This window comes from Rhodoferax sp. U2-2l, from assembly GCF_020594515.1.
Classification (GTDB): Bacteria; Pseudomonadota; Gammaproteobacteria; order Burkholderiales; family Burkholderiaceae_C; genus Rhodoferax.
Map to the genome: position 1 here is coordinate 159707 of NZ_JAJCTH010000006.1, position 24864 is coordinate 184570.

Consider the following 24864-nt stretch of genomic DNA (forward strand, 5'->3'; position numbering starts at 1 on the left):
CATGGCCATTCTTTCAGTGAATGCGGGCTCGTCCTCGCTCAAATTTTCCCTTTATCCCCTGGTCAATGCCCAAGTGCAGCCGCAAATTTTGTCTGGCTTGATCGAGGGCCTGGAGCCCGGTGGGGCGCCACAGATGAGCTGGACCTACCAAGGCCAGAACCAGACGCGTGCGCTGGTGTTGGCCGAGGGGCATGTGTTTGCCCAGGCGCTGATGAGTCTGCGCGATCTGTTGGCGCAGTTGCCCGGCGTGCCCGCGCTCTCTGCGGTGAGCCATCGGGTGGTGCATGGTGCGGCGATGTACCGTGCCAGCCTGATCGTCACCGACGAGGTGTTGGCCCAGCTGACCGAGTTCAACTCGCTCGCGCCGCTGCATCAGCCGCACAACCTGGAGGGCATCCGTGCCTTTCGCGAGGCGTTTGTCGGTTTGCCCCAAGTGGCCTGTTTTGACACCGCGTTCCACGCCACGCTGCCCGAGGTGGATTACCGGTTTGCGCTGCCGCAAGAGCTCTATCAGCAGGGTTTGCGCCGTTATGGATTTCATGGCCTGTCCTACCAGTATGTGATGGGGACCCTGCTGGAGTATTCGCACCGCGCCCGGGGCCGCACGCTGATGGCCCACCTGGGCAACGGCGCCAGCCTGTGTGCCGCGCAGGACGGCAAGAGTTGTTCGACCACCATGGGGTTCTCGGCGCTGGATGGCTTGATGATGGGCACCCGCACCGGGTCGTTGGACTCGGGTGTGATGCTGTACCTGCTGGAGCAGGGCTGGGACCATGCCAAGTTGCAGAGACTGCTTTACAAACAAAGTGGCTTGCTGGGCATGTCGGGCATTTCGGCGGACATGCGCCGTCTGCGCGCCGACCCCAGCCCCAACGCCAAGCTGGCGATTGATGCCTTCACCTACCGTGTGGTGCGTGAAAGTGGCGCCCTGGTGGCCTGCATGCAGGGTCTCGATGTGCTGGCGTTCAGCGGCGGTATTGGTGAACATGACGTGGCTTTGCGCGCGCAAGTCGGCCAAAGACTGGCCTGGCTGGGTGTGGTGATCGACCCGGTGCTCAACGCCCAGGCCACCGGCAGCGATGTGATGGCCATTCACGCCCCGACCAGTCAGGTCGAGGTCTGGGTGGTCCCCACCGATGAAGGGGTGGTGGCGGCCCGCGAAGCGGCGGCTCTGATCAGCCGGTGACGCGGGGCATGCAGCTGCAAGACATTCTTTACTCGCAGGGTTTTGGGACGCGGCGGGTGTGCGCCGGGTTGATCCAGCAGGGGCTGGTTCAGGTTCACACGCCAGATGACCCCGCAGGCCTGGTCACCGTGGTGCAAGCTGCGGCGGAATTTGACGCGGCGGGTTTGTATTTCAGGGTGCAGGGCGTGGATTGGCGTTACGCCGACAAGGCCTACATCGTGTTGCATAAGCCGACCGCCACCGAGTGTTCCCAGAAGCCCTCCACTTACCCCAGCATCTACAGCCTGCTGCCCGCGCCGCTGCGCCAGCGGCCCCAAAAAGGGGCGGTGCAAGGGGTGCAGGCGGTCGGCAGGCTCGACCAGGACACCACCGGCATGCTGCTGCTGACCGATGACGGGCAGTTCATTCACCGCATGAGTTCACCGCGCCACCATGTGCCCAAGGTGTACGAGGTGACGGTCAAACACCCACTGGATGACAAACAGGTGCAGCGGCTGCTGGCCGGTGTGGTGCTGGATGATGACCCTAAGCCGGTGCGCGCCGCCGCGTGTGAAGCGGTGTCTGAATTTCACCTGCGCCTGACCTTGACCGAGGGCAAATACCACCAGGTCAAACGCATGCTAGCGGCCGTCGGCAACCGGGTGGAGGGGCTGCACCGCTCCCAGATTGGCGACCTGCCGCTGCCGCAGGACTTGCTGCCCGGCCAGTGGCGCTGGCTTGACGCCAGTGACCTCGCCCGCATCAACCAACCCGCAGTGCGCTGAAGCCCGCACGATCTTCGCCGGCCGCTTTGGCTCTGCTTGCCCCTGAACCCTTGCGCAGTGGCCAGCCCGTGGCCGCGCAGCGCTCAGGTATGCTTGTGGCATGAATTTGCTGTTTGATTCATTCTGGCGTGCCGTGCTGGACTGCTTTCGGCCCCGCGTGATGCTGCTGTCGCTGGCGCCGCTGTTGCTGATCGCCGTGCTGTCGGTGACGCTGGGTGGTTTGTATTGGGAGACCAGCCTGGCCTGGGTGCGCGCCACGCTGGAGGCTTCCAGTGTCATCAGCGGTGTGTCGGGCTGGATGCAGGCGATGGGTCTGGGTGGCATCACCGCGTTTCTGGCGCCGCTGATCGTGATTGTGGCGGTGATGCCTGTGGTGGTGATGCTGTCGCTGCTGTCGGTGGCGTTGCTCATGACACCCGCACTCACCGCATTGGTGGCGGCCAGACGGTTCCCGGAGTTGGTGCGTAAAGAAGGCGGATCGCTGTTACTGGGTTTGGGTTGGTCGCTGTTGTCGGCCGGACTGGCGCTGTTGGCGTTGCTGGTGTCGATTCCTTTGTGGCTGATTCCACCGCTGATTCTGGTGTTGCCACCGCTGATCTGGGGGTGGCTCACCTACCGCGTGATGGCTTTTGATGCGCTGGCCACCCATGCCAGTGGTGAAGAGCGGCGTGAACTGTTTCGCCGACATCGGCTCTCCTTGCTGGGCATCGGGGTTTTTTGCGGTTACCTGGGTGCGGCGCCCAGCGTGATCTGGGCCTCGGGCGTGTTGTTTGCCGCCGCCTTTGTGGTGCTGGTGCCCCTGGGCATCTGGCTCTACACCTGGGTGTTTGCGCTGTCGTCCTTGTGGTTTGCGCACTACTGCCTGCAGGCCTTGCAAACCTTGCGCCAGGAGCGCGACTTGGACAAGCCGCCAACGGATGAGCCTTGGGCGGACGTGACCTTGTCAGAGCCTGAAGCGTTACCATCCACCCATGAACCCAAGCCCCATCCCCCAACCGTCACCTGAGCATCGTCCCGGTTTTCGCCTGATCATTGTGGGCGACGAAATTTTGTCGGGCAAACGGGCCGACAAGCACCTGGTCAAGGTGATTGAGTTGCTCAAGGCGCGCGGGCTGTCGCTCACTCAGGCCGAGTATGTGGGTGATGACCCAGACCGCATCACGACGCTGCTTGAGCGTGCTTTCGCGTCCGGTGATGTTGTCTTCTCCACTGGCGGGATTGGTGCCACGCCGGATGACCACACCCGGCAGTGTGCCGCCCGTGCCCTGGGGGTACCGCTGGCCTTGCACCCGCAGGCCAAGGTGCTGATTGAGCAGCGCATGCAGGATGTGGCGCTGGAGCAAGGCAAGGTGTACCAGCCCGACGCCGCGGACAACCTGCACCGGCTCAACATGGGTGTGTTTCCGGCAGGCGCCACCGTGATCCCCAACCCCTACAACAAGATCCCGGGCTTCAGCGTGGGGCGGGTGCATTTTGTACCCGGTTTCCCGGTGATGGCTTGGCCGATGATCGAATGGGTGCTGGACACCTGTTACGCCCCATGGTTCCAGACCCAGGCCTGGCTGGAGCGTTCAGTGATTGTTTTTGGTGCCATGGAGGCGACGCTCACGCCGCTGATGGTGCAGTTGGAGCATGATTTTCCCGGTATCAAGGTGTTCAGTCTGCCGAGTGTGGATCATGCGCAATGGGGTCGCCACATTGAACTGGGTGTCAAGGGGGCGCCAGGCTTGGTCACGCCAGCCTACGCCGCGTTGTTGGCCGGTTTGCAGACCTTTCAACTGAAGTTGGGCCCTGAATTGGTGCAATCCTGAAAGACTCAGTCTTGGTGCAGTCAATTGCACCAATATAGTGCAATTGAAGTCCGGACTGTTCTGCTTACGGGTTCCTGTCGCGTCTTCAGGGTGTGAGCGTTGCCAGCCCGACGCCAAAGTCAGTGCAAAATACAAGGCTTGTCTGGGCTACGCGTCGCGCGCAAGGACTGGCACAAAACCTGCATTCATCCTAACTAACCTTTTCTCAACTGTAACCAGGAGTATTTGATGGCCAAGACCGTCGCAGACGTCATGAAGATGGTGAAAGACAACGAAGTCAAGTTTGTTGACTTCCGTTTCACCGACACGCGTGGCAAGGAACAACACGTGACCGTGCCGGTTTCGCATTTTGATGAAGACAAATTCAGCTCGGGTCACGCGTTTGACGGTTCATCCGTTGCTGGCTGGAAGGGTATTGAAGCCTCGGACATGCAACTCATGCCCGACCCCAACACCGCCAACATCGACCCGTTCTTTGAAGAAACCACGCTGTTCATGAGCTGCGACGTGATCGAGCCCACCGACGGCAAGGGTTATGAGCGTGACCCCCGCTCGGTGGCCCACCGCGCTGAAGCCTACCTGAAGGCCTCCGGCATGGGTGACACGGCCTATTTCGGCCCCGAACCCGAGTTTTTCCTGTTTGACGACGTGCGCTGGAACACCGACATGTCGGGCACCTTCTTCAAAATCGACGACTACGAAGCGCCCTGGAACTCTGGCAAGAAAATCGAAGGCGGCAACCGCGGTCACCGTCCTACCACCAAGGGTGGTTATTTCCCGGTGCCTCCGATCGACAGCACCCAAGACATGCGTTCCGAAATGTCCCTGATTCTTGAATCGCTCGGCATTCCGGTGGAAGTGCACCACCACGAAGTGGCCGCCCCTGGCCAATGCGAACTGGGCACCAAGTTCAGCACCCTGGTTGAGCGCGCTGACTGGACCCAAGTCCTGAAATACGTGGTGCAAAACGTGGCCAACGCCTACGGCAAAACCGCTACCTTCATGCCCAAGCCCATCGTGGGTGACAACGGTTCCGGCATGCACGTGCACCAGTCGGTCTGGAAGGACGGTAAAAACCTGTTCGCTGGCGACGGTTATGCCGGTTTGAGCGACTTCGCGCTGTACTACATCGGCGGCATCATCAAGCACGCCCGTGCCTTGAACGCCATCACCAACCCCGGTACCAACAGCTACAAACGCCTGGTGCCCGGTTTTGAAGCCCCGGTGAAACTGGCTTACTCGGCCAAGAACCGCTCGGCGTCGATCCGTATTCCTTATGTGGCCAACCCCAAAGGCCGCCGTGTGGAAGCCCGCTTCCCCGATCCGCTGATGAACCCGTACCTGGGCTTCTCCGCGTTGTTGATGGCCGGTCTGGACGGTGTGGAAAACAAGATCCACCCCGGCGAAGCAGCCACCAAGGACCTGTACCATCTGCCGCCTGAAGAAAACGCACGTATCCCGACCGTCTGCCACAGCCTGGACCAGGCGCTGGAATGCCTGGATGCAGACCGTGCCTTCCTGACCAAGGGTGGCGTGTTCACCGACGGCCTGATCGATGCCTACATCGAGCTCAAGATGGGCGAAGTCACGCGCCTGCGCATGGCCACCCACCCGATCGAGTTTGACATGTACTACTCGCTGTGATCGGCTGACCCGCCAGGTGTGTAGAACATGACCACCTGGTCAACAAAAGGACGGCTGGTGCCGTCCTTTTTTATTGTGGGAAACTATGCCGATGGGGCGGGGTGCCGAAGTCTGGCCACCCGCCATGTCCGGTTTTGATTGACTGAGCGAAATTTCTATGAAACGACTGTGGATGCTGGTGGCCTGGATGGGCGCGGTGGCGGCCACGGGCCAGGCGCAGGACGCGATTTACCGTTGTGGCAACGAATACACCAACACCAAGCCCGATGCCCGATCCAATAAAGGCTGCAAATTGGTGGAGGGCGGCAACGTCACGGTGGTGCAGGGCAGCCCGGTGCCGAAATCGTCGGTCTCCAAAACCAGCGCGTCGGCAGGCAACAACGCACCGCGGGTTGACGCGGCGCAACAAAAAGTGCGCGATTCCGATATGCGCCTGATCTTGCAGGAAGAGCTCAAAAAGGCCCAGACCCGTCTGGAGCAGCTCAAGAAGGAATACAACAACGGCGAACCCGAAAAGCTGGGCCCGGAAGCCCGCAACCACCAGAAGTATCTGGACCGGGTCGCTGAACTCAAGGCCAACCTGGCACGCACCGAGAGCGACATTGCGGGCCTTCGCCGTGAAATAGACCGCTTGCCAGCTGCGCCAGGCACATCAGCGGCGCCTTAAAAATGTCAGGATCAATTTGCGTGGAACGTTCGCTCAAACCTGGCATGACAGCCGCAGCCCGCCACAACGCCGAGCGTTACAAAGCCTTTGATCTGTTGGCCACCTTGGTGGCTGTGGTGCGCAGCGATGGCGACATGCTGTTTGTCAATGCCGCGATGGAAGATGCGTTGGGCATGTCGCGCCGGGCCATGGTGGGGGCGCATTTTCCGGACTGTTTCACCCAGCCGGAGCATTTGCGTACCATTCTGAAAAGCGTGGGTGGCAACGATTTTTCGGCCCTGCGTTACGACGCTGCGCTGTTGCGTGTGAACCGCGACCCCTTGCCGGTGCATGTGATCGTCACGCTCAACGAGGGCCCGGAAATCATTGTGGAACTGCTGCCGCTGGAGCAGCAGGCCCGCCAGGACCGCGAGGAGCGCTTGGCCGAACAAGCGCTGGCCAACAAGGAACTCATTCGCAACCTGGCCCACGAGATCAAAAACCCGCTGGGCGGCATTCGCGGCGCTGCGCAGTTGCTGGAGATGGAGCTGGCCTCGCCCGACCTCAACGAGTACACCCAGGTCATCATCCACGAGGCCGATCGGTTGCAGTCGCTGGTGGACCGGCTGCTGGCACCCCACCGCAAGGCCCATGTGGTGGGCGATGTGAACATCCATGAGGTGTGTGAGCGGGTGCGCTCGTTGATCCTGGCCGAGTTTCCCAAGGGCCTGGAGGTGGTGCAGGACTACGACACCTCCATCCCCGAGTTTCGCGGTGACCGCGAGCAGCTGATCCAGGCGCTGCTCAACATTGCCCACAACGCCTGCCAGGCGCTGGTTGATCGCATGCAACAGGGCGATGCCCGCATCACTTTCAGGACCCGCGTGGCGCGCCAGACCACCTTTGGCAAACAGCGCTACCGGTTGGCATTGGAATTGCATGTGCTGGACAACGGGCCTGGTGTACCAGACTCGATCAAGGACCGCATTTTTTATCCGTTGGTGTCCGGGCGCGAGGGAGGTTCCGGACTGGGGCTGACATTGGCGCAAACCTTTGTCCAGCAACACCAAGGCCTGATCGAGTGTGACAGCGCGCCCGGATTGACGGATTTCAAAATACTGATTCCTCTGCCCTGAGCTGCACAATGGCGCGTCGCAAGGCGTTCTGTACCTGACCAGAGCATGGGTACTTACCGAGGTGACCAATTGCTATGAAGCCCATCTGGATTGTGGATGACGACCAGTCCATCCGTTTTGTGCTCGAAAAAGCGCTGTTGCGCGACAACCTGCCCACGCGCAGCTTCACCAACGCCCGCGATGTCTTGACCGCGCTCAACGACGAGAGCGACCGTGGCCCGCAGGTGCTGGTGAGTGACATCCGCATGCCGGGGGGTTCCGGGCTGGATCTGCTGGAAAAGGTCAAGGCCAAACTGCCCGGTCTGCCGGTCATCATCATGACCGCCTACTCTGACCTGGACAGCGCGGTGTCCGCCTTTCAGGGTGGCGCGTTCGAGTACCTGCCCAAACCGTTTGATTTGCCCAAGGCGGTGGAGCTGATCCGCCGTGCGGTGGAAGAAAGCCAGCGCGAAGAAGTGGCTGAGGAGCACATCACCGATGCACCCGAAATGCTGGGTCAGGCACCCGCCATGCAGGATGTGTTCCGAGCCATTGGTCGCCTGAGCCAAAGCAATGTCACGGTCATGATCACCGGCGAGTCGGGCTCGGGCAAAGAGCTGGTGGCGCGGGCACTGCACAAGCACTCTCCCCGCGCCAATGGGCCGTTTGTCGCGATCAACACCGCCGCCATCCCGAAGGATCTGCTGGAGTCCGAACTGTTCGGCCATGAGCGTGGCGCTTTCACCGGGGCGCAGACCATGCGCCGTGGCCGTTTTGAGCAGGCCGATGGCGGCACCCTGTTTCTGGATGAAATTGGCGACATGCCGTTTGACCTGCAGACGCGTCTGTTGCGGGTCCTGTCCGACGGGCACTTTTACCGCGTGGGCGGTCACGGCGCCGTCAAGACCAATGTGCGGGTGATTGCCGCCACGCACCAGAATCTGGAGCAGCGCGTCAAGGAAGGCGTGTTCCGCGAAGACTTGTTTCACCGTCTCAACGTCATCCGGCTGCGGCTGCCGGCCTTGCGCGAGCGACGTGAAGACATTCCGGCGTTGACACGGCACTTTTTGCAGCAAAGTGCAGCGCAGCTGGGTGTCGAGCCCAAGCGCATTTCCGAGGCGGCGCTGGCTTATTTGAGCGAGTTTGGCTTTCCGGGCAACGTGCGCCAACTTGAAAACATCTGTCACTGGCTGACCGTGATGGCGCCGGCCCAACTGATTGAACCGAAAGACTTGCCGCCTGAGGTGGACGTGGTTGCCCAGGGTGGCCGCCAGGCACCCATCGGTGCGGTCCGTCCGGCGGAGCCTGTGCCATCGTTCCCGGCGGGGCTGGCTGAAGCGTTGCCGCGTTCTGGTGCCAACCACAGCCCGTCACTGTCATCCGCGTTGGCTGGGCCGATGTTGGACGACGCCGAACTCCACGCAGGCGAATCGCCAGCGGCCCACGCCCCCGTGTCCACCTGGGAGCTCGGGCTGGACGCCGATGCGCATGCGCTGCTGGCCACCGACCGGTGTGATGTGTGGGATGAGCTCACGCGCCGCTTCGAGTCGCGCCTGATTCTGGCCGCGCTGGCCAGCACGCGCGGGCGGCGTATCGAGGCCGCTCAGCGCTTGGGCATTGGCCGCAACACCATCACCCGCAAGATTCAGGAACTCGGGCTGGAATAAGCCGCACACCCCCGCGTCAAGCGGCTGTTTGGGGTCTTTGCCGATCTGTGGACAATCAACCGCGTCACAGATCACGTCAAGGAGCGTTCCATGTCAGCACAACACCCAACGATCACCCTGGGGGGAGGTTGTTTTTGGTGCACGGAAGCGGTGTACGTCAAGGTCAAGGGCATCGTCGACGTGGAGTCCGGCTACTGCAACGGCCATGTCCAGCGACCCAGTTACGAGCAGGTCTGCACCGGCCAAACTGGCCATGCCGAGGTGGTCAAGCTGGTGTTTGACCCGGCGCAGATCAGCCTGCGGGACATTCTGGAGATCTTTTTTGTCATCCACGACCCGACCACGCTCAATGCCCAGGGTCACGACCATGGCACCCAATACCGCAGTGGCATTTACTTTGCCGACCTGGATCAGCAACAGGTGGCGCTGGAGGTGATCGCCGAGCTGCAAACCAGTGGCGTTTACCGCCGGCCGATCGTCACCGAGGTATTGCCCCTGCGCAACTATTGGCCCGCCGAGGCCTACCACCAGGACTATTTCGCGCGCAACCCGTACCAGGGCTACTGCCTGGCGGTGGCCGCGCCCAAAGTGGCTAAATTCAAGAGCACGTTTGCCCGGCTGGCGCTGGATTGAACCAACCCGCGCCCCGAAACGTCTCGCTGGCAGCGTGGCAGATCGTGGAAAATGGCTGTTGCCGCCTGCCCCTTGAGAAAGTGACGCCATGGACCTCCAAAGCCTGATTGACGACCCCAGCAAGCTGCCCACCATCCCCAAGGTGGGGCAGCAGCTCATTGCCAGTTTCAGTGCGAACGAGGTGTCTGTCACCGACATCGCCCACCAGCTCGCGGCCGACCCGGCGCTGAGCGCCAAGCTGCTCAGGCTGGCCAACTCGGCCTACTTTCATGTGTCGCGCACCGTTGGCACGGTGGACGCCGCGTTGCAGATCTTGGGCCTGGTGATGGTGCGCAATCTGGTGCTGGGCAGCAGTGTGGCAGGCGCTTTTCGCCATACCGCCGGGATCGATCTGCCACAGTTCTGGCGCTACAACCTGTACACCGCCTGCACCGCACGTTGGCTGGCCAACCGGATAGATGTCAACTCTGACCGTGTCTTCACGCTGGGGTTGTTGCATGCCATCGGTCAATTGCAAATGCACACGGTGGCAGCGTCGGCGATGGCGTCGCTGGACCAGCAGATGGGGGTGTTGGCCCCGGGACGCGCCCAGCTGGAAAAACAGACCTTTGGTTTCAACCACGGCGATGTGTCGGCTGAACTGGCCCGGGCGTGGCAGTTCCCGTTGCCGTTGACCGAAGCGCTGCGGCACATTGCGCACCCGCTGGCTGCCCCTGAATTTCTGGAAGCCTCGGCATTGGTCCACCTGGGGGCCTGGCGTGCCCGCGCCGACGTGCTGGGTTGGAGCGATGCCGAACAACTGGCCTACTACCCGGCGGAAGTGGGTGAGCGGTTGTATCTGCAGCCTGACTGGACGTCCGCGCTGGCTGCCCGCGCGCACCCGGATGCGCGCCAGCCGGTGATGCCGCCGCTGGCTGAGTTGACCCAGGGTCTGGAGGCCATGTTCGAGTAGGCTGGGCGTTCTGGCAGCCATCGTTTGGATGCAGGTCAATTGACCGGTATCAAATCCCGGGCAACCTAAAATTTGGCTGACGTTATCGCCCACCCTGGAGCCCGTCAGATCGGGTTTGTCCCTGCCTTTGAGAGCCTGCCATGACCACTGTTTGCCTGAGCATCTTTCACTTTGAATCCGCCCTCGACCGTTTGTGGGTGATTGGCCAGATGGCTTGGGCGCGCGCGCCGCTCAACAGCATGCCTGACCTGCGCTTCTACAAGCTGCTGGGATCTGGCACTGGGGAGGGGTTCACCCCCAAACCCAACACCGCCGTCTGGGGCATCTTCACCGTCTGGCCCGATGAAGCCACGGCACGCCGACACATCGCCGAGCAACCCCTGTTCCAAAAATGGCGCGCCAAGGCCGACGAGCACTGGACGGTTTACCTCAACCCCATCGCCGCCAAAGGCAAGTGGGGCGGCAAAGTGCCTTTCACCTCCGACAGCTACGACTCCAGTGCCACACCCGACGGCCCCATCGTGGCGCTGACCCGCGCGCAGGTCAAAGTGGGTTCGGCCACCCGTTTCTGGAGCCGGGCCCCCAACATCTCGCAGATGGTGGGCTCCGACCCGAACGTGGTATTCAAGATCGGCATGGGGGAGACGCCGCTGTTCTACCAGATGACGTTTTCGATCTGGCCCGATGGCGAGTCGATGGCGGCATTTGCCCGCGGCAACACCTACCACGGCAAGGCCATCCAGTCGGCTTATGCAGAGAAATGGCTGGTCGAGTATTTCTTTGCCCGCTTCCGCCTGCTGGGCAGCGAGGGCAGCTGGCAGGGCAAAGACCCGCTGGCGCGTCTGGCCAAGGTGGCGCCTGCCGTTCAGCCCGCAGCGGACCAGCAGCTTGAGCCGGCCTGACGGGCTCAGTTGCGCTGCATGCCCTCGGCCAGCTGGGTGATGTTGTAACGCATCATTTGGAGGTAGCTGCTGCCGGGCTCATGGGGGCCTGAGAGGCCGCCCGCATAGAGTTTGGCGCCCACCTTGGCACCCGCTTCCTGGGCGATTTGTGTCAGCAACTGGGTGTTGCTCTGGTTTTCGGGAAAGATGGTGCGGATCTTGTTTTTGCGGATCTGCGCGATTAATTGGGCCACCGCCTTGGCGCTGGGTTCGGCCTGGGTCGAGATACCCTGCGCGGCCTGGAACTGAATCCGGTAACGCGCCCCCAGGTAGTTGAACGCCTGGTGGCTGGTGATCACCTTGCGTTGTGCCACCGGCACCGGTGCAAAGGCCGCCTTGGCAAAATCGTCCAGCGCCTGCAGTTCCGCCAGATAGGCTGCGCTGTTGCGTTGGTAGCTGGCAGCCCCGGCGGGGTCGAGGCGGGTGAGGGATCTGGCAATATTTTTGACATACACCATCACCAACGTCGGGTCTTGCCAGGCGTGGGGATCGACCTCACCGTGTTGGTGGTCATGACCCGCGTCATGCGGTTCCGCTTGGCTGTGGGTGGACCTGCGGGGCTGGATGCCGTCACTGGCGATCAGCGTGACGCCTTTGAAGCCCGCTGACTGCGCCAGTTTTTGGGCCCAGGGCTCGAAGTGCAGCCCGTTGAGCACCAACAGGCGGGCTCCCAGAATGGTTTTGGCATCTGACGGTGTCGGCTCGAACGCATGGGCATCGGCGTCGATGCCCACCAGGGTGCGGACCTGCACCCGCTCACCGCCGACGGCCTGCACCAGATCAGCCAGGATGCTGAAACTGGCCACCACCGGCAGCGGCTGTGTCGTCTGCGCGTGGCCCGGCAGGGTCGTTGCGGCCAAGACGGCGAGGGCGCTGTGAACCAGGTGTTTCAGGGTGCGTCGTTTGCTGGGCATCATGGGGTGGGTACTCTCAAAGGTTGACAAAGCGAGGTGGACTCAGGCGACGCGGTGCGGGCGCTTGCGCCAATGGGGCAACCAGCCGCCCGGTGACAGCAGCAAGGACAGCGCGTACAGCACCCCGGCACAGCCGATGATGGTGGGGCCGCTGGGTGTATCCAGGTGGTAGGACAGCAGCAGCCCGGCCAGGCTGGCGGTGGCAGCCTGGGCGCTGGCGTTGACCAGCTGGGCGCTTAAATGTTCGTGCCAGAGCCGGGCCGACACCGCCGGCAGCATCATCAGGCCCACGGCCATCAGCGTGCCCAGGGTCTGGAAACCGGCCACCAGATTGAGCACCACCAGCACCAGAAAGCCTTGCTGCCAGACCCAGCCGCGTTGCCCGCTGGCGCTCAAAAACACCGGGTCAAACGTCTCCAGCACCAGGCCGCGGTAACCGGCCGCCAGCGCGAGCAGGCTGACACTGGTCACCCCGGCCACCAGCAACAAGCCCGGCGCATCCACACCGAGCGTGCTGCCAAACAAAATGCGCAGCAGATCGAGCTGGCTGCCCTGGCGCGAGATCAGCGCCACGCCGATCGCCAGCGCCACCAGGTACAGCGCGGCCAGGCTGGCGTCTTCTTTCAGGCTGGTGGCGCGGCTCACGAAACCGGCGATACCCGCCACCAGCAGCCCGGCCACCACGCCACCGATGGCCATGGCGGGCAAGGACAGGCCAAACAGCATGAAACCCACCGCCACGCCGGGCAGCACCGCGTGGCTCAAGGCATCGCCCAGCAGGCTCATGCGCCGCAGTGTCAAAAACACGCCCAGCGGCGCCGCGCTGAGCGAGAGCGCCAGCGTGGCCACCAGCGCCCGGCGCATGAAGGCAAAGTCAGCAAACGGGCCAATCAGGGTGTCCCACACCGTCTGGAAAAAGGCGCTCATGGTGTGATGACCCGCTCTGGCGCGCGGTGGCCGCCAGCCGGGCGGGCCGACGTGGCCTCATCGGTGTGGCAAATGTCGGCGTGGTCGTCCCAGGCCTCGGCCAGCATCCGGGCGCGGTGCAAATGGTCGGGGGTCAGCACCTGCGCCGTGTCGCCCCAGGCCACCAGCTCGCGCGCCAGCAGCACCGCTTGCGGGAAGTGGGTGCGCACCTGCTCGTCGTCGTGCAACACGGCCACCACCGTGCGGCCCTCGGCGTGCCACTGGTGGATGAGCGCCAGCAGCGCGGCGGTGGTGCGGGAATCCATGGCATTGAAGGGCTCATCGAGCAGGATCAGGTCCGCGTCCTGCACCATCAGCCGGGCAAACAGCACGCGCTGCAACTGCCCGCTGGAGAGCGACCCCACCGTGCGCTGCTCAAACCCCGCCAGCCCGACGCGGCTGATGGCGGTGGCCACCCGCTGGCGCAGTTCCGTGCTGATGCGGCCCCAGGCGCCAACTTCGCTCCAGCAGCCCAGCAGCACACAGTCCACCACCGACAGCGGGAAACTGCGGTCTATCTCGGTGAGCTGCGCCAGGTAAGCAATGCGCTCGCGCGGCGCCTGCACCGTGACCTGGCCACCCGCCGGGCGCAGCAGGCCCATGATGCTTTTGAGCAGCGTGCTCTTGCCCGAGCCGTTGGGGCCGATCACCGCGGTGAGCGAGCCGCGTGCAAAGCGGCCGCTGATGTGGTGCAGCGCCGGATGCTGGCGGTAACTCACCGTCAGGTTGTCCAGCTCTACCACGGTGCCACCTCGGCGCTGGCCCAAGCCACAGCCAGCCACAGCAGCACCAACACCGGCAATACCGACAGCACCCGCAGCCAGGCGGGCCAGGCCAGCACGCTGGGGCGGTGTGCAACCCTTGGCAGGGCAGGGTGGACGGCGTCCGCCGAGGCAGGCGCCGGGTGGGCGTGATGGGCGTGCCGGTGTGCGCTGTGCGCAGGCTCGGTGAGCGCGCTGTGCGCGTTCAAGCCATGCGCACAGTGGCTGTGACCCGCAGGCACTGGCCCGCCGTGGGATGGTCCACTGGTGCGGGGTGACGGTGTCGGCGGTATCGGGGGTTGGTTCATGTTGCAACTCAATTGCGGTATAGTTTATCGCAAGTCAGTTGCAATAAATCAATAATGCAACTCAATTGCGATAAAGTTCAGATCAAGGCAGTTTTCCCACATGGTCTCACCTGTTCACCCGGCGCAGCCCGACCCGATTGACGCCCTGCTGTCGGCCCATGGCCTGCGCCGCACGGCTACCGCGCGGCGGGTGCTGGGCTGGTTTCTGGCGCACCCCGACACCAGCTACACCCACGCGCAGTTGCAGGCAGCCTTGCAGGGCGCCGGGCCGGATGGCAGTGCTACGCTGGACCGCGTCACGCTGTACCGCCTGATTGACCGCCTGACCCAGGTGAGCCTGTTGTTATGCCGGGTGGATGCCAACCGCGTGCGCCGCTACCAGGCCATGCCTGCCAGTGTCAAAGCCATGCCGCACTTTGAGTGCCAGACCTGCCACCGCGACAGTCCGCTCACCGGTGCCCTGCAAGGCAATGCGCTCGATCTGGAAGCGGCAGCCCACAACGCCTTGCAGACCTTGCAGTCCTTGGGCTACCAGGGCTTGAGCCTGGACCTGGCGGTGCGCGGCGTGTGTGCCGACTGCGCCAACGCCGCTGCGGAGCAGGCAGATGCCAGCTATTCCGACAACCAGTAGAACGAGAGCGGGGGCACGGTCAGGGTCTGGTTGTCCAGTGTCAAACGGTTGCCAGCCACCAGGTCTTTGACGCTGTCGCGCTGGAACAGCACACTCGAACTCAGGGCCGCCATGTCCAGACTCTGCGGCTCGGTGTTGAAGTTGGCCACCACCAGGACTTTGTTGTGGCTGTTTTTGGCATCGGTGCGCAGGAAGGCCAGCAGGTTGAGGTTGTTGACGGGCAGCAGTTGACGGTTGCCAACGTCCGCGAACGCCACCAGCTCCTTGCGCAGCGTGATGAGTTTTTTCAAGGCGCCAAACAGCTTGTGCTCGATGGTGCCGCTTTGATGGCGCTTTTCCGCCTTGCCCCAATCAAAGTGCGAGCGGTGCGCCCAGCGGGTGTCATTGGCCTTGAACGGGTCGGCCATGTAGGCCATGTCGTTGAGGGTTCCTAGGGCGTCGCCGTAATAGATCAACGGGATGCCGCCAAACGACAGGATCAGGCTGTGCAGCAGCACAATGGTCTTGACGGCGGCCTCGATGGCGTGTTCGTCCTGGCTCTCCAGGGCGGATTCCAGACCCACCAGCGAGGCCAGCGACCCGGTGAAGCGCGCGTCGCCGGTTTTGAGGTTCTGGCCAAACAGCAGGCCACGCGCCGGTGAATCGGCAAACCTGCCGGTGAAATACTCGATCAGGAAGTGGCGGTGCTTGGGTGGGTCGTAACCCGCCAGGCTGACATCGTGGTCGTCGAAACCCAGCCCGATGTCGTCATGGCAGCGCACATAGTTGAGCCAGGTGGCGCGCTCCAGCTTGACGGGCAGGTTTTTGACGCCCTGGTTGAGCAAGCGGGCGTTTTTGGTGGCCACCGCGTCCCACAGCAGCGCCATGAAGGTGGCGTTGTAGGCAATTTCGCATTCCTTGGCGTTGATGGCGTCCTCGCCAAAGTACTTGGACACCTCGCTGGGCGCGACGATGGCCTCGGCAATGAACAACACGCCGGGCGCAGTCACCTGGCAGCAATCTTTCATGAGCTGCAGCAGCAGGTGGGCTTCGCGCTCGTTCTGGCAGCTGCTGCCAATTTTTTTCCACAAAAACGCCACGGCATCCAGCCGCAGGATGTCGACGCCCTTGTTGGCCCAGAACAGGATCACGTCCATCATCTCGATCAACACCTCGGGGTTGCGGTAGTTCAGGTCCCATTGATAGTTGTTGAAAACCGTCATGACCCACTTGCCCATGGCGGCGTCCCAGGTGAAGTTGCCGGGCGCCTGCAGCGGGAAGACCTCGGGCATGCCCTGTTCGTAGGCGTCGGGCAGGGTGCGGTCGTCAAAGAGGTAGTAGTAGTCCTGGTATTTTTTGTCGCCCTGGCGCGCCCGCTGGGCCCAGTCATGGTGGTCCGAGGTGTGGTTGACCACCACATCGAGCACCAGCAACATGTCGCGCTGGCTCAAGGTGTTGGCCAGCGCCTCCACATCGTCGACCGTGCCAAAACGCGGGTCCACCTTGCGGTAGTCGCTGACGGCGTAACCGCCGTCGCTGGCGTCGGGTGGGCAATCCAGAATCGGCATCACGTGCAACAGGTTCACGCCCAGGTCCTGCAGGTAGGGCAGCTTGGTGCGCAGGTCTTTCAGGTCGGTGGCAAAACGGTCGCAATACAGCGCCATGCCGACCCATTTCTGGCTCAAAAACCAGTTGTAATTTTTTTCGCGCGCCATGTCGGAGTCGCGCAAGCGCGGGGAGCGCTCCATGTAACGCATAGCCAGCGTTTCCACCAGGCGGTACATCTGATCCTTGAAGTCGTCGCGCTCGCCATACAGCAGGTCAAACAGCGAATGGATGGCATAAAAATTGGCGCCCAGGCGGGTATAAAAATGGCGCATGTGGGCGTTGCCGATGCCTGGCTTGAGCTTGGTCAGGATGTCATTCAACAGCGCGTGGGATGCTTGTTCGTACATGGACTTGGCTTTCGGTTGGGATCAGCGTTGCTGGTGCAGCCAGTCAGCGATGTCGGGGTGGTGGTGGGCAACACCTTCCAGGATGCCGGCACTGTAGTTGCCGTTCATGCCCAGAAAGTCGCCGCGCGCGAGGTAAAGCCGGTCTGGCGAAACATTGGCCACACGGCTTTTGATGTCAGCGTCCGCATTGGCCACCAGCACCGCAGGGAGGTCGCTTTGCAGCACCTCCAGGTCGTTGCCACTGTCGCCTACAAATACCGTGGCGTCACGCTCAAAACCCTGCGCCGCCATCAGGAACGCGATGGCGTGCAGCTTGTTGGCACGCGCTGGCAGGATGTCCAGCAGGCCCTGCTGCGTCGCTTCGTCCAGGCTCCAGATCAGGTTGGCCCGCACGCCGTGGCGCCGCAAGATCGGCTCGATCTGCGCCAGCAGCGCCTGCGGCTCGGTCTGCATTGGCGCATAGAAGCTGAGTTTGTGGCGCGCCTGTTTGTGCGGCTCCTGCAAGGTCAGCGCGCTGATGCCGCTCAGCAGCTGACGCAATTCGGTGTGGCTGGTGCCGCCCCAGTCTGGCGCGATGTGGTCGTCCCAGGCCGTCCAGCGCTGCCACTGGCAGCCTCGCACCTGATAGAGGGAGGCGCCGACATCGGCGATCGCGAACGCCGGTGTCGGCAAGTCATAGTCCAACATGGCCTGCTGGATCAACGCCTGATGACGGCCGGTGACATAGGCCAGCGTCACCTGGGGGCACGCGGCCAACTTGGCAAACAGGCGCCGGGCCTGGGGTGATTCCGGCGCACGGCCATTGGGGATCAGCGTGCGGTCCAGGTCGGTGCAAAGCAGGAGGTGGCGCATCAGGCGGCCTTGCCGCGGCTGGCGGTCAAGAATTGGTAATGTTGCATGGCCTCCAGAATGCCGGCCGCGTATTGGGCTTTGGAGAAGTAGATTTTGTCGGCGTCGCTGAGCCCGGACAGCTCGGGCGGGTACGGATTGGCTACAACCACCCCCATGGTGTTGCCGCGCAGCATGTCTTCGTCGGCCCGTGTGACGCCAGCCACCAGCGTGTTTTCCAGCGGAAAACCAAACTGGTCGGCGCACCAGCGCAGCGCCAGCCCCTTGGAGGCGCGCACCGGCAGGATGTCCAGAAACTGGCCAAACGAAAACACCAGGTTGACCGCCTGGTCGTGGCGTAGCAGGTGTTGCCGGATGTCGTTCACATCGGCGCTGGCCGGGTCGATGAAGTAGCTGATCTTGAAGGCGCTCTGGCTGTTTTTGGGTTGCATCCTGAGCCCGGCCATGTCGGCCAGCAGGTCGCGGATTTCCTGGGGGTTCCAGTGGTGGTTGATGTGCCGTTCCCAGGCGGTGTCGCGTGTCAGGTCGGGCGCGTAATGGATTTGGGTGCCCTGGTGGGTGACCAGGATGTCGGGCTCGGGCATGCCGTGTTGGCGCAGCACGGCCCGCGTGTCATCCAGATGCCGCCCGGTGGCGATGCCGAAGATGAACGCTTTACGCTGGTCGTAGATCAGTTTCATCAGTTCCGCCAACGAGGCACGGTCACCGGTCAGGTTCAAATCCAGACTGCTGAACAGCGCCCGCTTGCGAAACAGGTTGGGCCGGCGGGTCAACGTCAGCTTGACCACCGGCTCGGTTTTGTCAACCAGCGGCCGGATCACGCTCAGGTAGCTGTCGACGTGGGCCGGCCAGGCGTAAAACTGCCGCACACCGGTCATGCCGTTGGCTGAAAAACGCGCCCAGTCTTTTTTGCGGGTCAAGATGGCCAGCAGCTTTTTGGCCATGGCGGCTTTGTCCAGCGGGTCGATCAGGTAACCGTTGTCGCAATTTTTGATGATCTCGATCGGCCCGCCGTCTTCGGTCGCCACCAGCGGCAAGCCACAGGCGGCTGCTTCGATGAGGGTCAGCCCGAACGGTTCGGTCAGCGCCGGGTTGACAAAAACACCGTGCGAGCGGGTCGCCAGCCGGTACAGGCAGGGCACCTGCGCGGGTTGGTGGTGTTTTGGGTAGGCCACCTTGCCGTACAGGTCGTATTTGTCGATGGCCAGCAGCAGGTCGTTGAGCACGGTTCGGGTCACGCCGGTGATGTCCTGGATATCGTCCCGGTTGCCTACCACGATCACCAGATTGGCCAGCTGCTGCAGTTTGGGCGACTCGCCATAGGCTTCAATCAGCGAGATGATGTTCTTTTTCGGGTCCGGGCGCGACAGCGCCAGAATGATCGGTTTGCCCGGCTCTTTCAGAAACTTGGCCAGTTCATCGGCCAGGCCTTGATCGTCCTCACCGTCTTGCGGCGGATAAAAGGCCGCCAGGTCGGTGCCGGGCGGAATCACGCGCATGGCGTGGGGCTGGTAGTAGTCGTACAGGCCGTATTGCTGCTCAATCTCCTGCTGCGTGCTGGTGATGACCCGCTCGGCGGCGGCCAGCGTGGTTTCTTCGGCCTCCACACGGCGGCTGATGTGGTAGGTGGACTCGATCTCGGCGCGGTTGACGCCACTGGCCAGCAGTTGCTTGCGTTTGTTGCGGCCCAACGAGTGGCCGGTGTGCACCAGCGGGATCCCCAACTGGTGCGACAAGCGCGCACCCACGTACCCGGCATCGGCATAGTGGCTGTGGATCAGGTCGGGCATGTTGCCCGGTTGTTTGAAATACGCCAGCGCGTTGTCGGAAAAGCTGTCCAAAGAGTCCCACAACAGTTCCTTGCGCACATAACCGGGCGCGCCGCACGCCAGCCGCACGATGCTGGCTTTGGCTGAGAGTGGCTCCAACGGCACTGCGTAGTCCGGGCTGACCTGGGCGTCAGCCACCAGGCGCGTCAGCAGCACCACTTTGGCCACGTCGGGGTGGTCGCCCAGGGCCTTTGCCAGCTCCACCACATACTTGGTTTGCCCGCCGGTGTCGGCATCGCGCCCGAGTTCGAGGTCGTGGCCGCGAATCAGGCCGTGGATGCTGATCAGTGCAATCACCAACGGGGGCGCGGTGGCCGTGGTCTTGTCGTTTTTCATGATGGTGTGTCTCCGGTTGGGTAGGGCAGGTCACCGCCTGTCCGGTGTCATCACAGGCTTGTATTGTATTTGTACAAATATAAATCCCCCGATCGAGCATTTTTCACCCGGGTGAAAGACACCCCAACCCAAGGTGCCAATAAGTCGGCGCAATGTGTGCCGGATTTGATCCATGTCAGGTTTAACCGCGCGGGCGTGGTGCACATTAGCTGCCCTGAGCGGTTTGATTTTTCCAGGCTGACTGACAAGGACACCCACCATGAAAGCACTTCAAGACCTTTTTTCCACCGACTACGGCCTCATGAGCATTGGCGGTATTGCGATCATGGTGGTGGGTTTGGCCTATGCCTACGTGGTGCTGAAAAAAAAGATGGCCGAAACCAGCGATCAGCCGCGCAAGTAAGCCTGTGCACAGCGGGCGTTCGGCCCGTGACGGTGCTCCCCATTTTTTTTGAAGCCACCTCTGCCCGTGCGGAGGTGGTTTTTGTGTTTTCATGCGTCCCTTTATGACCCCGTCCCGCCTGCCCGATGAATAGCCCTGTTGTGTCTGCCTTGTTGCCGGTGGTGTTTCTGATTGCGATTGGTGTTTTGGCAAGCCGGGCGGGTTTCATCCGGGCCGAGGCGACCAAAGACCTGTCCAACCTGGTCTTCATGGTGCTCACGCCCGCGCTGCTGTTTCGCACCATGAGCACGGTGCATGTGGAGCAGCTCAACTTCAAGCCGGTGGCCATGTACTTTGTGGCGGCGCTGCTGCTGTTCGTCGGTGTGATGGTGTCGCGCGGGCTGAACCGCCGCGCCGCGGTGCTGGCGCTGGCCGCCACCTTCAGCAACACGGTGATGATCGGTATTCCGCTGATTGGCCTGGCTTACGGGCAGGCCGGCCTGGTCACGCTGTTCACGCTGATTTCGGTGCACTCCCTGGTGCTGCTGACCCTCGCGACCGTGGTGCTGGAGATGGTGAGCGCGCGTGAAGATCGCCTGGCCGGTGGCGGTGGCCAGCGGCACATGGCGCTGACGGTGCTCTCCGCCATCAAGAGCGGCATCATCCACCCGGTGCCGCTGCCCGTCATCCTGGGCCTGCTGTTTGCACAGACCGGGCTGGTGCTGCCCGAGGTGGTGGACCGGCCGCTGCAGCTGCTGGGCAACGCCTTTGGCCCGGTGGCGCTGGTGCTGGTGGGCGCGATGCTGACGCAGGTGCGGATCGGCACCCACCTGAGCCCCGCGCTGGGCATCAGCCTGCTGAAAAACCTGGTGCTGCCCAGCCTGATGGCGGCGCTGGGCTTGGCTTTTGGCATGACCGGCCTGCCGCTGACGGTGATGATCGTCACCGCCGCGCTGCCCATGGGCGCCAACGTGTTCCTGTTTGCCCAGCGTTACGAGGTGGCGCAGGAGCTGGTGACCGCCAGCCTGGCCGTGTCCACCGTGCTGGGGTTGTTGACGGTCACGGCGGTGATGTCGCTGCTGTCCTGGTTGGGGTAAACCGGCCAACCAGGACCGCGTGATTGGCGGTCACGCCCCTCTCACTGTCTGGAGGGATACTGCCGGTTTCGTTCTGGAGCTGTTCACCATGCGCCACCCCATGAAGCCAAGCCCGCCACCCGCACCGCAAGAGCTGGAACTTAAACTGAGTTTGCCGCTGGCCGACGCCGAACGCTTGCGCCAGCAACTGGCGCGCGTTGCGCTGTTGTCGCGACGCACGGCTGCGCAGCTGAGCTTGCACAACATTTATTACGACACGCCGGACCAACAACTGCGCCAGCAGCGCGCCGTGCTGCGGCTGCGCCGTGTCGGTGATGACCTCTCGCCACGCTGGCTGCAAACCTTCAAGACCGGCGCCAGCGACACTTCGGCGCTGAGCCAGCGCGGCGAATGGGAAAGTCCGGTGGACGGTGCCGCCTTGTCCCGCCCGGCGCTGCAAGCCACGCCGTGGTCACAGATCGACACCGACGGCAGCCTGTTTGCCGCCCTGGCGCCGTGTTTTGTGACCGCGTTTGAGCGCACCCTCTGGCTGGTGCGCAGGCGCGATGGCAGCGTGGTGGAAGTGGCGCTGGACCTGGGCCAGATTGAAGCCGACGACAAAACCACCCCCATTTGTGAGCTGGAGCTGGAACTCAAAGCCGGGCAGCCCGCCGCACTGTTTGCCATCGCGCAACAGATTGCCCGCACCGTGGCCGTGCTGCCGGCCACCATGAGCAAGGCCCAGCGCGGGTTTTTGTTGGCGCAAGGCGGCCTGAACCAGGCGCACCGCGCCCAGTTACCGCGTTTGACCCAACGTATGCCGGTGTTGCAGATGGTGCAGCAGGTGCTGCGCAGCGCGTTGGCACAGTTCACCCAGAATCTGGAGAGCCTGCGCCACTCGGATGACCCCGAGGTGGTGCACCAGGCCCGGGTCGGCTGGCGGCGATTCAAAAGCGCGCTGCGGCTGTTCAGGAAGTTTTTGCCCCTAGCAGCGCCCAAGCCGTCTGCTGCATTGCAGGCCCTGTTGGACGCTTTGGGTGAGTTGCGCAACATGGATGTGGCGCGCACCGAGACCTTGCCTGCGCTGGCCGACGCCTTCACGCTGGGCCAGACGCAGCGCACCCAGGCCTGGCAAGCCATGATGACCGTGGTGACGCAGGCGACCGATCTGCAACGCGCAACCGTTCGCCGGACGTTACAAACGCCCGCCACGGGCGCCAGTTTGCTGGCGATCGTGCAGTGGCTGGAAGGCCTGTCCGACGACGAACAGGCAGCGCCGGGCCCGAAGGTGTTGCTGCGCCCTTGGGCCAAGCAGCGGATGCATCGCTTGAGCCAACAATTGGACGCCGCGCGCCAGGTGGCCGACACCGCCGAGCAGTGGCACCGCGTGCGGATCCTGGCCAAGCGCTTGCGTTATGGCAGCGAGCACCTGCAGGACGTGTTGCCCCGCCGACGGGTCAAGCAGGGCGTGCAAAGCGCCACCGACATGCAAGATGATCTGGGTGCCGCCCGCGATGTGGCGCAACTCAGCGCACTGGTGGCCAAGCTGGACCTGCCGCCCTACGTGGCGGAATTCTTGCGCGGTGTGGCGTTGGGGGCAGGCGGCTGGGTCAAATCCAGCCCCAAGAAGATGGCCCCTGGCAGCGGATTGAACACATAGGGCGCCACGGGTTTGAAACCCAGCGAGTCGTACAAGCGCAGCGCCGCCGTCATGGTTGGTAACGTGTCCAGGCAGATGCGTTGGTACAGCGCCTCGCGCGCCTCTTGGCAAATGCGCTCGACCAGTGACCGGCCCAGCTGTTGCGCCCGGTAACCGGGGGCCACATACAGGCGTTTCATCTCGCACGTGTGGGCATCCACAGGCCGCAGCGCGACACAGCCCACGGCTTGGTCACCGTCCCGGGCCAGGATCAAACGCCCCAGCGGAGGCGCATATTTGCCGGGCAGGGTGGCCAGTTCCTCGTCGAAATTCTGGAAACACAGCTTGAACCCTAGGCCATCGGCATAGGCCAGAAACAGGTGTTTGACAATGGCCAAGTCTTGCGGCAGGCGGGCTGGCGCCAGGGTGATCACGGTGCCAAACGCTCCCGAAGCCATGCTGGCTCACCCCGGTCCTGATGGGGCAACAGGCTGTAGCGAAGCCTGTCATGCAGGCGACTTTTGCGCCCCTGCCAGAACTGCCAGCTGTCGGGTATCAGGCGGTAGCCGCCCCAGTGCGGGGGCCGCGGCGGGTTGAGCAAAAACTGCGCGCCGTATTTGGCGGCGTTGGCCACCAGTACGCCACGCCCGCTGATCACCTGGCTTTGCGGGCTGGCCCAGGCGCCGATGCGGCTGTCCAGCGGGCGGCTGTGAAAGTAGGCATCGCTCTCAGCGTCGCTGACCTTTTCCACCAGGCCCTCAATACGCACCACGCGTTCCAGCTCCACCCAATGAAACTGCAGCGCCGCAAACGGGTTGCCCGCCAGCTCCATCCCTTTTTGCGACGCGTAATTGGTGTACCAGACAATGCCGCGCGCATCAAAGCCCTTGATCAGCACCACCCGGGTGCTGGGGCGCAGGTTGGCGCCGACGGTGGCCAGTGTCATGGCGTTGGGTTCGGGCACCTGGGCGCTGATGGCTTCACCCAGCCACTGTTCAAACTGTTTCAGGGGGTCGGCGTGGGAGGCGTCTTCGTTGAGTTCGGCGCGCTCGTAACTTTTGCGTAAATCGGCGAGTTGGTTCATCCGGTCAGTATAAAGAAACCGGGTCAGCTGCTCCTGATCCAGGCGTCAGCTTGGCGGTGGGGTCCGCTTTTACAATGCCGTCAGTTCATTCACAAGGAGTTAAACCGATGTCTTCAGAAGCTGACGAAACCCAAGGCCAGGTGCTGGGTGTGGTGTTTGGTGTGATCGCGCTGGTGATCGCGCTGGTGATTGGTGTGGTGGTGCATCACACCGGCAAGCAGCGCGCCGCCAAGGCCGCAGCCGTGAGTACCGCACCTGTGGCGATGGCAGACGCCAGCGGCGCCTCGGTGGTGGTGGAAAACGGCGTGGTCAAGTTCTACTTTGCCACCGGCAAGGCCGATCTGGCAGCGGGCGCCAACGACGCGCTGGCGACCATCGTCACCGGCACGGCCAGCGGCCAAAAAGCGTTGGTGAGCGGTTTTCATGATGCCACCGGCGATGCCGCTCTGAACGCCGAATTGGCCAAACAGCGTGCCTTTGCCGTGCGCGATGCGCTGGTGGCGCTGGTGGCGCTGGGTGTGGCTGCCGACAGCATTGAGCTGAAGAAGCCCGAGGAAACGCTGGCCACCGGGTCCAACGACCAGGCGCGCCGGGTTGAGGTGTCGTTGCAATAAGTGGCGCTGTGCACCCTGGAAAAAGCCCGATGGATTCGGGCTTTTTTTATGGGTTTGACCCGTCCTGCCAGAAGTTGACACATTTGCCGTCAAGAAAGGGCAGGTGTGATGGATACAGGAGTGAAGCGCACACAGCGCGACTACACGTTGGCTTTTAAGCTGTCGGTGGTGGAGCAAGTGGA

General features: G+C 62.9%; 25 protein-coding genes. 16 read left to right on the top strand and 9 right to left on the bottom strand.

Features of this window, described 5'->3' with window-relative positions; translation table 11 throughout:
- Nucleotide 1: 1 nt before the first annotated feature.
- The 11 genes from LHU53_RS07775 to crtA all read left to right on the top strand — a co-directional run bounded on the left by LHU53_RS07775 (nucleotide 2) and on the right by crtA (nucleotide 11320).
- Nucleotides 2-1186 (top strand): acetate/propionate family kinase, encoded by a 1185-nt coding sequence (locus tag LHU53_RS07775; protein ID WP_227332031.1) that lies wholly within the window; start codon nucleotides 2-4, stop codon nucleotides 1184-1186.
- An 8-nt stretch (nucleotides 1187-1194) separates the two neighbouring features.
- The gene (locus LHU53_RS07780) at nucleotides 1195-1950 is read left to right on the top strand and encodes a 16S rRNA pseudouridine(516) synthase (RefSeq protein WP_227332032.1); all 756 of its coding nucleotides are present in this window, start codon (nucleotides 1195-1197) and stop codon (nucleotides 1948-1950) included.
- A 100-nt stretch (nucleotides 1951-2050) separates the two neighbouring features.
- A complete protein-coding gene (locus LHU53_RS07785; protein WP_227332034.1) occupies nucleotides 2051-2956 on the top strand; it encodes an EI24 domain-containing protein in 906 nt (301 codons plus the stop codon).
- Nucleotides 2922-3761, top strand: coding sequence for a molybdopterin-binding protein (locus tag LHU53_RS07790; RefSeq protein WP_227332036.1), 840 nt, complete (start codon nucleotides 2922-2924; stop codon nucleotides 3759-3761). The genes LHU53_RS07785 and LHU53_RS07790 overlap by 35 nt, the downstream gene beginning before the upstream one ends.
- A gap of 228 nt (nucleotides 3762-3989) precedes the next feature.
- On the top strand, nucleotides 3990-5405 hold the full coding sequence (glnA, locus tag LHU53_RS07795; protein WP_227332037.1) for a type I glutamate--ammonia ligase: 1416 nt from the start codon (nucleotides 3990-3992) through the stop codon (nucleotides 5403-5405).
- A 157-nt stretch (nucleotides 5406-5562) separates the two neighbouring features.
- Nucleotides 5563-6072 carry a hypothetical protein gene (locus LHU53_RS07800; protein ID WP_227332039.1) on the top strand — a complete coding sequence of 170 codons (510 nt, stop codon included), beginning with the start codon at nucleotides 5563-5565 and terminating at the stop codon, nucleotides 6070-6072.
- A gap of 44 nt (nucleotides 6073-6116) precedes the next feature.
- The gene (gene glnL / locus LHU53_RS07805; RefSeq protein WP_227332096.1) at nucleotides 6117-7187 is read left to right on the top strand and encodes a nitrogen regulation protein NR(II); all 1071 of its coding nucleotides are present in this window, start codon (nucleotides 6117-6119) and stop codon (nucleotides 7185-7187) included.
- 74 nt (nucleotides 7188-7261) lie between these two features.
- On the top strand, nucleotides 7262-8833 hold the full coding sequence (gene ntrC / locus LHU53_RS07810) for a nitrogen regulation protein NR(I) (RefSeq protein WP_227332041.1): 1572 nt from the start codon (nucleotides 7262-7264) through the stop codon (nucleotides 8831-8833).
- A gap of 90 nt (nucleotides 8834-8923) precedes the next feature.
- Nucleotides 8924-9466 (top strand): peptide-methionine (S)-S-oxide reductase MsrA, encoded by a 543-nt coding sequence (gene msrA / locus LHU53_RS07815; protein WP_227332043.1) that lies wholly within the window; start codon nucleotides 8924-8926, stop codon nucleotides 9464-9466.
- A gap of 88 nt (nucleotides 9467-9554) precedes the next feature.
- The gene (locus LHU53_RS07820) at nucleotides 9555-10418 is read left to right on the top strand and encodes an HDOD domain-containing protein (protein ID WP_227332044.1); all 864 of its coding nucleotides are present in this window, start codon (nucleotides 9555-9557) and stop codon (nucleotides 10416-10418) included.
- A gap of 140 nt (nucleotides 10419-10558) precedes the next feature.
- A complete protein-coding gene (crtA, locus tag LHU53_RS07825; protein ID WP_227332046.1) occupies nucleotides 10559-11320 on the top strand; it encodes a spheroidene monooxygenase in 762 nt (253 codons plus the stop codon).
- A 5-nt stretch (nucleotides 11321-11325) separates the two neighbouring features.
- Here crtA and LHU53_RS07830 read toward each other — a convergent pair whose 3' ends face one another.
- From LHU53_RS07830 to LHU53_RS07845, 4 genes are read right to left on the bottom strand one after another with little or no spacing between them, the layout of a single operon-like run.
- Nucleotides 11326-12276, bottom strand: coding sequence for a metal ABC transporter substrate-binding protein (locus LHU53_RS07830; protein ID WP_227332047.1), 951 nt, complete (start codon nucleotides 12274-12276; stop codon nucleotides 11326-11328).
- Between the two features lie 39 nt (nucleotides 12277-12315).
- A complete protein-coding gene (locus LHU53_RS07835; protein WP_227332049.1) occupies nucleotides 12316-13200 on the bottom strand; it encodes a metal ABC transporter permease in 885 nt (294 codons plus the stop codon).
- Nucleotides 13197-13982, bottom strand: a complete 786-nt coding sequence (gene aztA, locus LHU53_RS07840; RefSeq protein ID WP_227332051.1) for a zinc ABC transporter ATP-binding protein AztA — start codon at nucleotides 13980-13982, stop codon at nucleotides 13197-13199. The genes LHU53_RS07835 and aztA overlap by 4 nt, the downstream gene beginning before the upstream one ends.
- Nucleotides 13976-14308 (bottom strand): hypothetical protein, encoded by a 333-nt coding sequence (locus LHU53_RS07845; protein WP_227332052.1) that lies wholly within the window; start codon nucleotides 14306-14308, stop codon nucleotides 13976-13978. The genes aztA and LHU53_RS07845 overlap by 7 nt, the downstream gene beginning before the upstream one ends.
- Before the next feature lie 100 nt (nucleotides 14309-14408).
- Here LHU53_RS07845 and LHU53_RS07850 point away from each other — a divergent pair, with 100 nt between their 5' ends.
- Entirely contained in the window at nucleotides 14409-14939 is a 531-nt protein-coding gene (locus LHU53_RS07850; protein WP_227332054.1) for a Fur family transcriptional regulator, read from the top strand.
- Here LHU53_RS07850 and LHU53_RS07855 read toward each other — a convergent pair.
- The 3 genes from LHU53_RS07855 to LHU53_RS07865 are packed head-to-tail and all read right to left on the bottom strand — an operon-like array spanning nucleotide 14921 to nucleotide 19887.
- Entirely contained in the window at nucleotides 14921-16873 is a 1953-nt protein-coding gene (locus LHU53_RS07855; RefSeq protein ID WP_227332056.1) for an alpha-amylase family glycosyl hydrolase, read from the bottom strand. The genes LHU53_RS07850 and LHU53_RS07855 overlap by 19 nt on opposite strands.
- Nucleotides 16874-16894: 21 nt before the next feature.
- Nucleotides 16895-17725 carry an HAD-IIB family hydrolase gene (locus tag LHU53_RS07860; protein ID WP_227332063.1) on the bottom strand — a complete coding sequence of 277 codons (831 nt, stop codon included), beginning with the start codon at nucleotides 17723-17725 and terminating at the stop codon, nucleotides 16895-16897.
- Complete coding sequence (locus LHU53_RS07865) at nucleotides 17725-19887, bottom strand: HAD family hydrolase (protein WP_227332065.1); 2163 nt, start codon at nucleotides 19885-19887, stop codon at nucleotides 17725-17727. The genes LHU53_RS07860 and LHU53_RS07865 overlap by 1 nt, the downstream gene beginning before the upstream one ends.
- Nucleotides 19888-20146: 259 nt before the next feature.
- Here LHU53_RS07865 and LHU53_RS07870 point away from each other — a divergent pair, with 259 nt between their 5' ends.
- The 3 genes from LHU53_RS07870 (at nucleotide 20147) to LHU53_RS07880 (ending at nucleotide 23005) form a co-directional block, all read left to right on the top strand.
- Complete coding sequence (locus tag LHU53_RS07870) at nucleotides 20147-20290, top strand: DUF3149 domain-containing protein (RefSeq protein WP_227332067.1); 144 nt, start codon at nucleotides 20147-20149, stop codon at nucleotides 20288-20290.
- Nucleotides 20291-20415: 125 nt separating this feature from the next.
- Complete coding sequence (locus tag LHU53_RS07875) at nucleotides 20416-21366, top strand: AEC family transporter (protein WP_227332068.1); 951 nt, start codon at nucleotides 20416-20418, stop codon at nucleotides 21364-21366.
- A gap of 100 nt (nucleotides 21367-21466) precedes the next feature.
- On the top strand, nucleotides 21467-23005 hold the full coding sequence (locus tag LHU53_RS07880) for a CYTH and CHAD domain-containing protein (protein WP_227332070.1): 1539 nt from the start codon (nucleotides 21467-21469) through the stop codon (nucleotides 23003-23005).
- Here the strand turns inward: LHU53_RS07880 and LHU53_RS07885 are convergent.
- Nucleotides 22906-23442 (bottom strand): GNAT family N-acetyltransferase, encoded by a 537-nt coding sequence (locus LHU53_RS07885; protein WP_227332072.1) that lies wholly within the window; start codon nucleotides 23440-23442, stop codon nucleotides 22906-22908. The genes LHU53_RS07880 and LHU53_RS07885 overlap by 100 nt on opposite strands.
- Nucleotides 23415-24068 (bottom strand): pyridoxamine 5'-phosphate oxidase, encoded by a 654-nt coding sequence (pdxH, locus tag LHU53_RS07890; RefSeq protein ID WP_227332073.1) that lies wholly within the window; start codon nucleotides 24066-24068, stop codon nucleotides 23415-23417. Before pdxH ends, LHU53_RS07885 begins: the two co-directional genes overlap by 28 nt.
- Before the next feature lie 107 nt (nucleotides 24069-24175).
- Here pdxH and LHU53_RS07895 point away from each other — a divergent pair, with 107 nt between their 5' ends.
- Nucleotides 24176-24682: an OmpA family protein gene (locus LHU53_RS07895; RefSeq protein WP_227332075.1), complete on the top strand. Its 507-nt coding sequence runs from the start codon at nucleotides 24176-24178 to the stop codon at nucleotides 24680-24682.
- The last annotated feature ends 182 nt before the right edge of the window (nucleotides 24683-24864 follow it).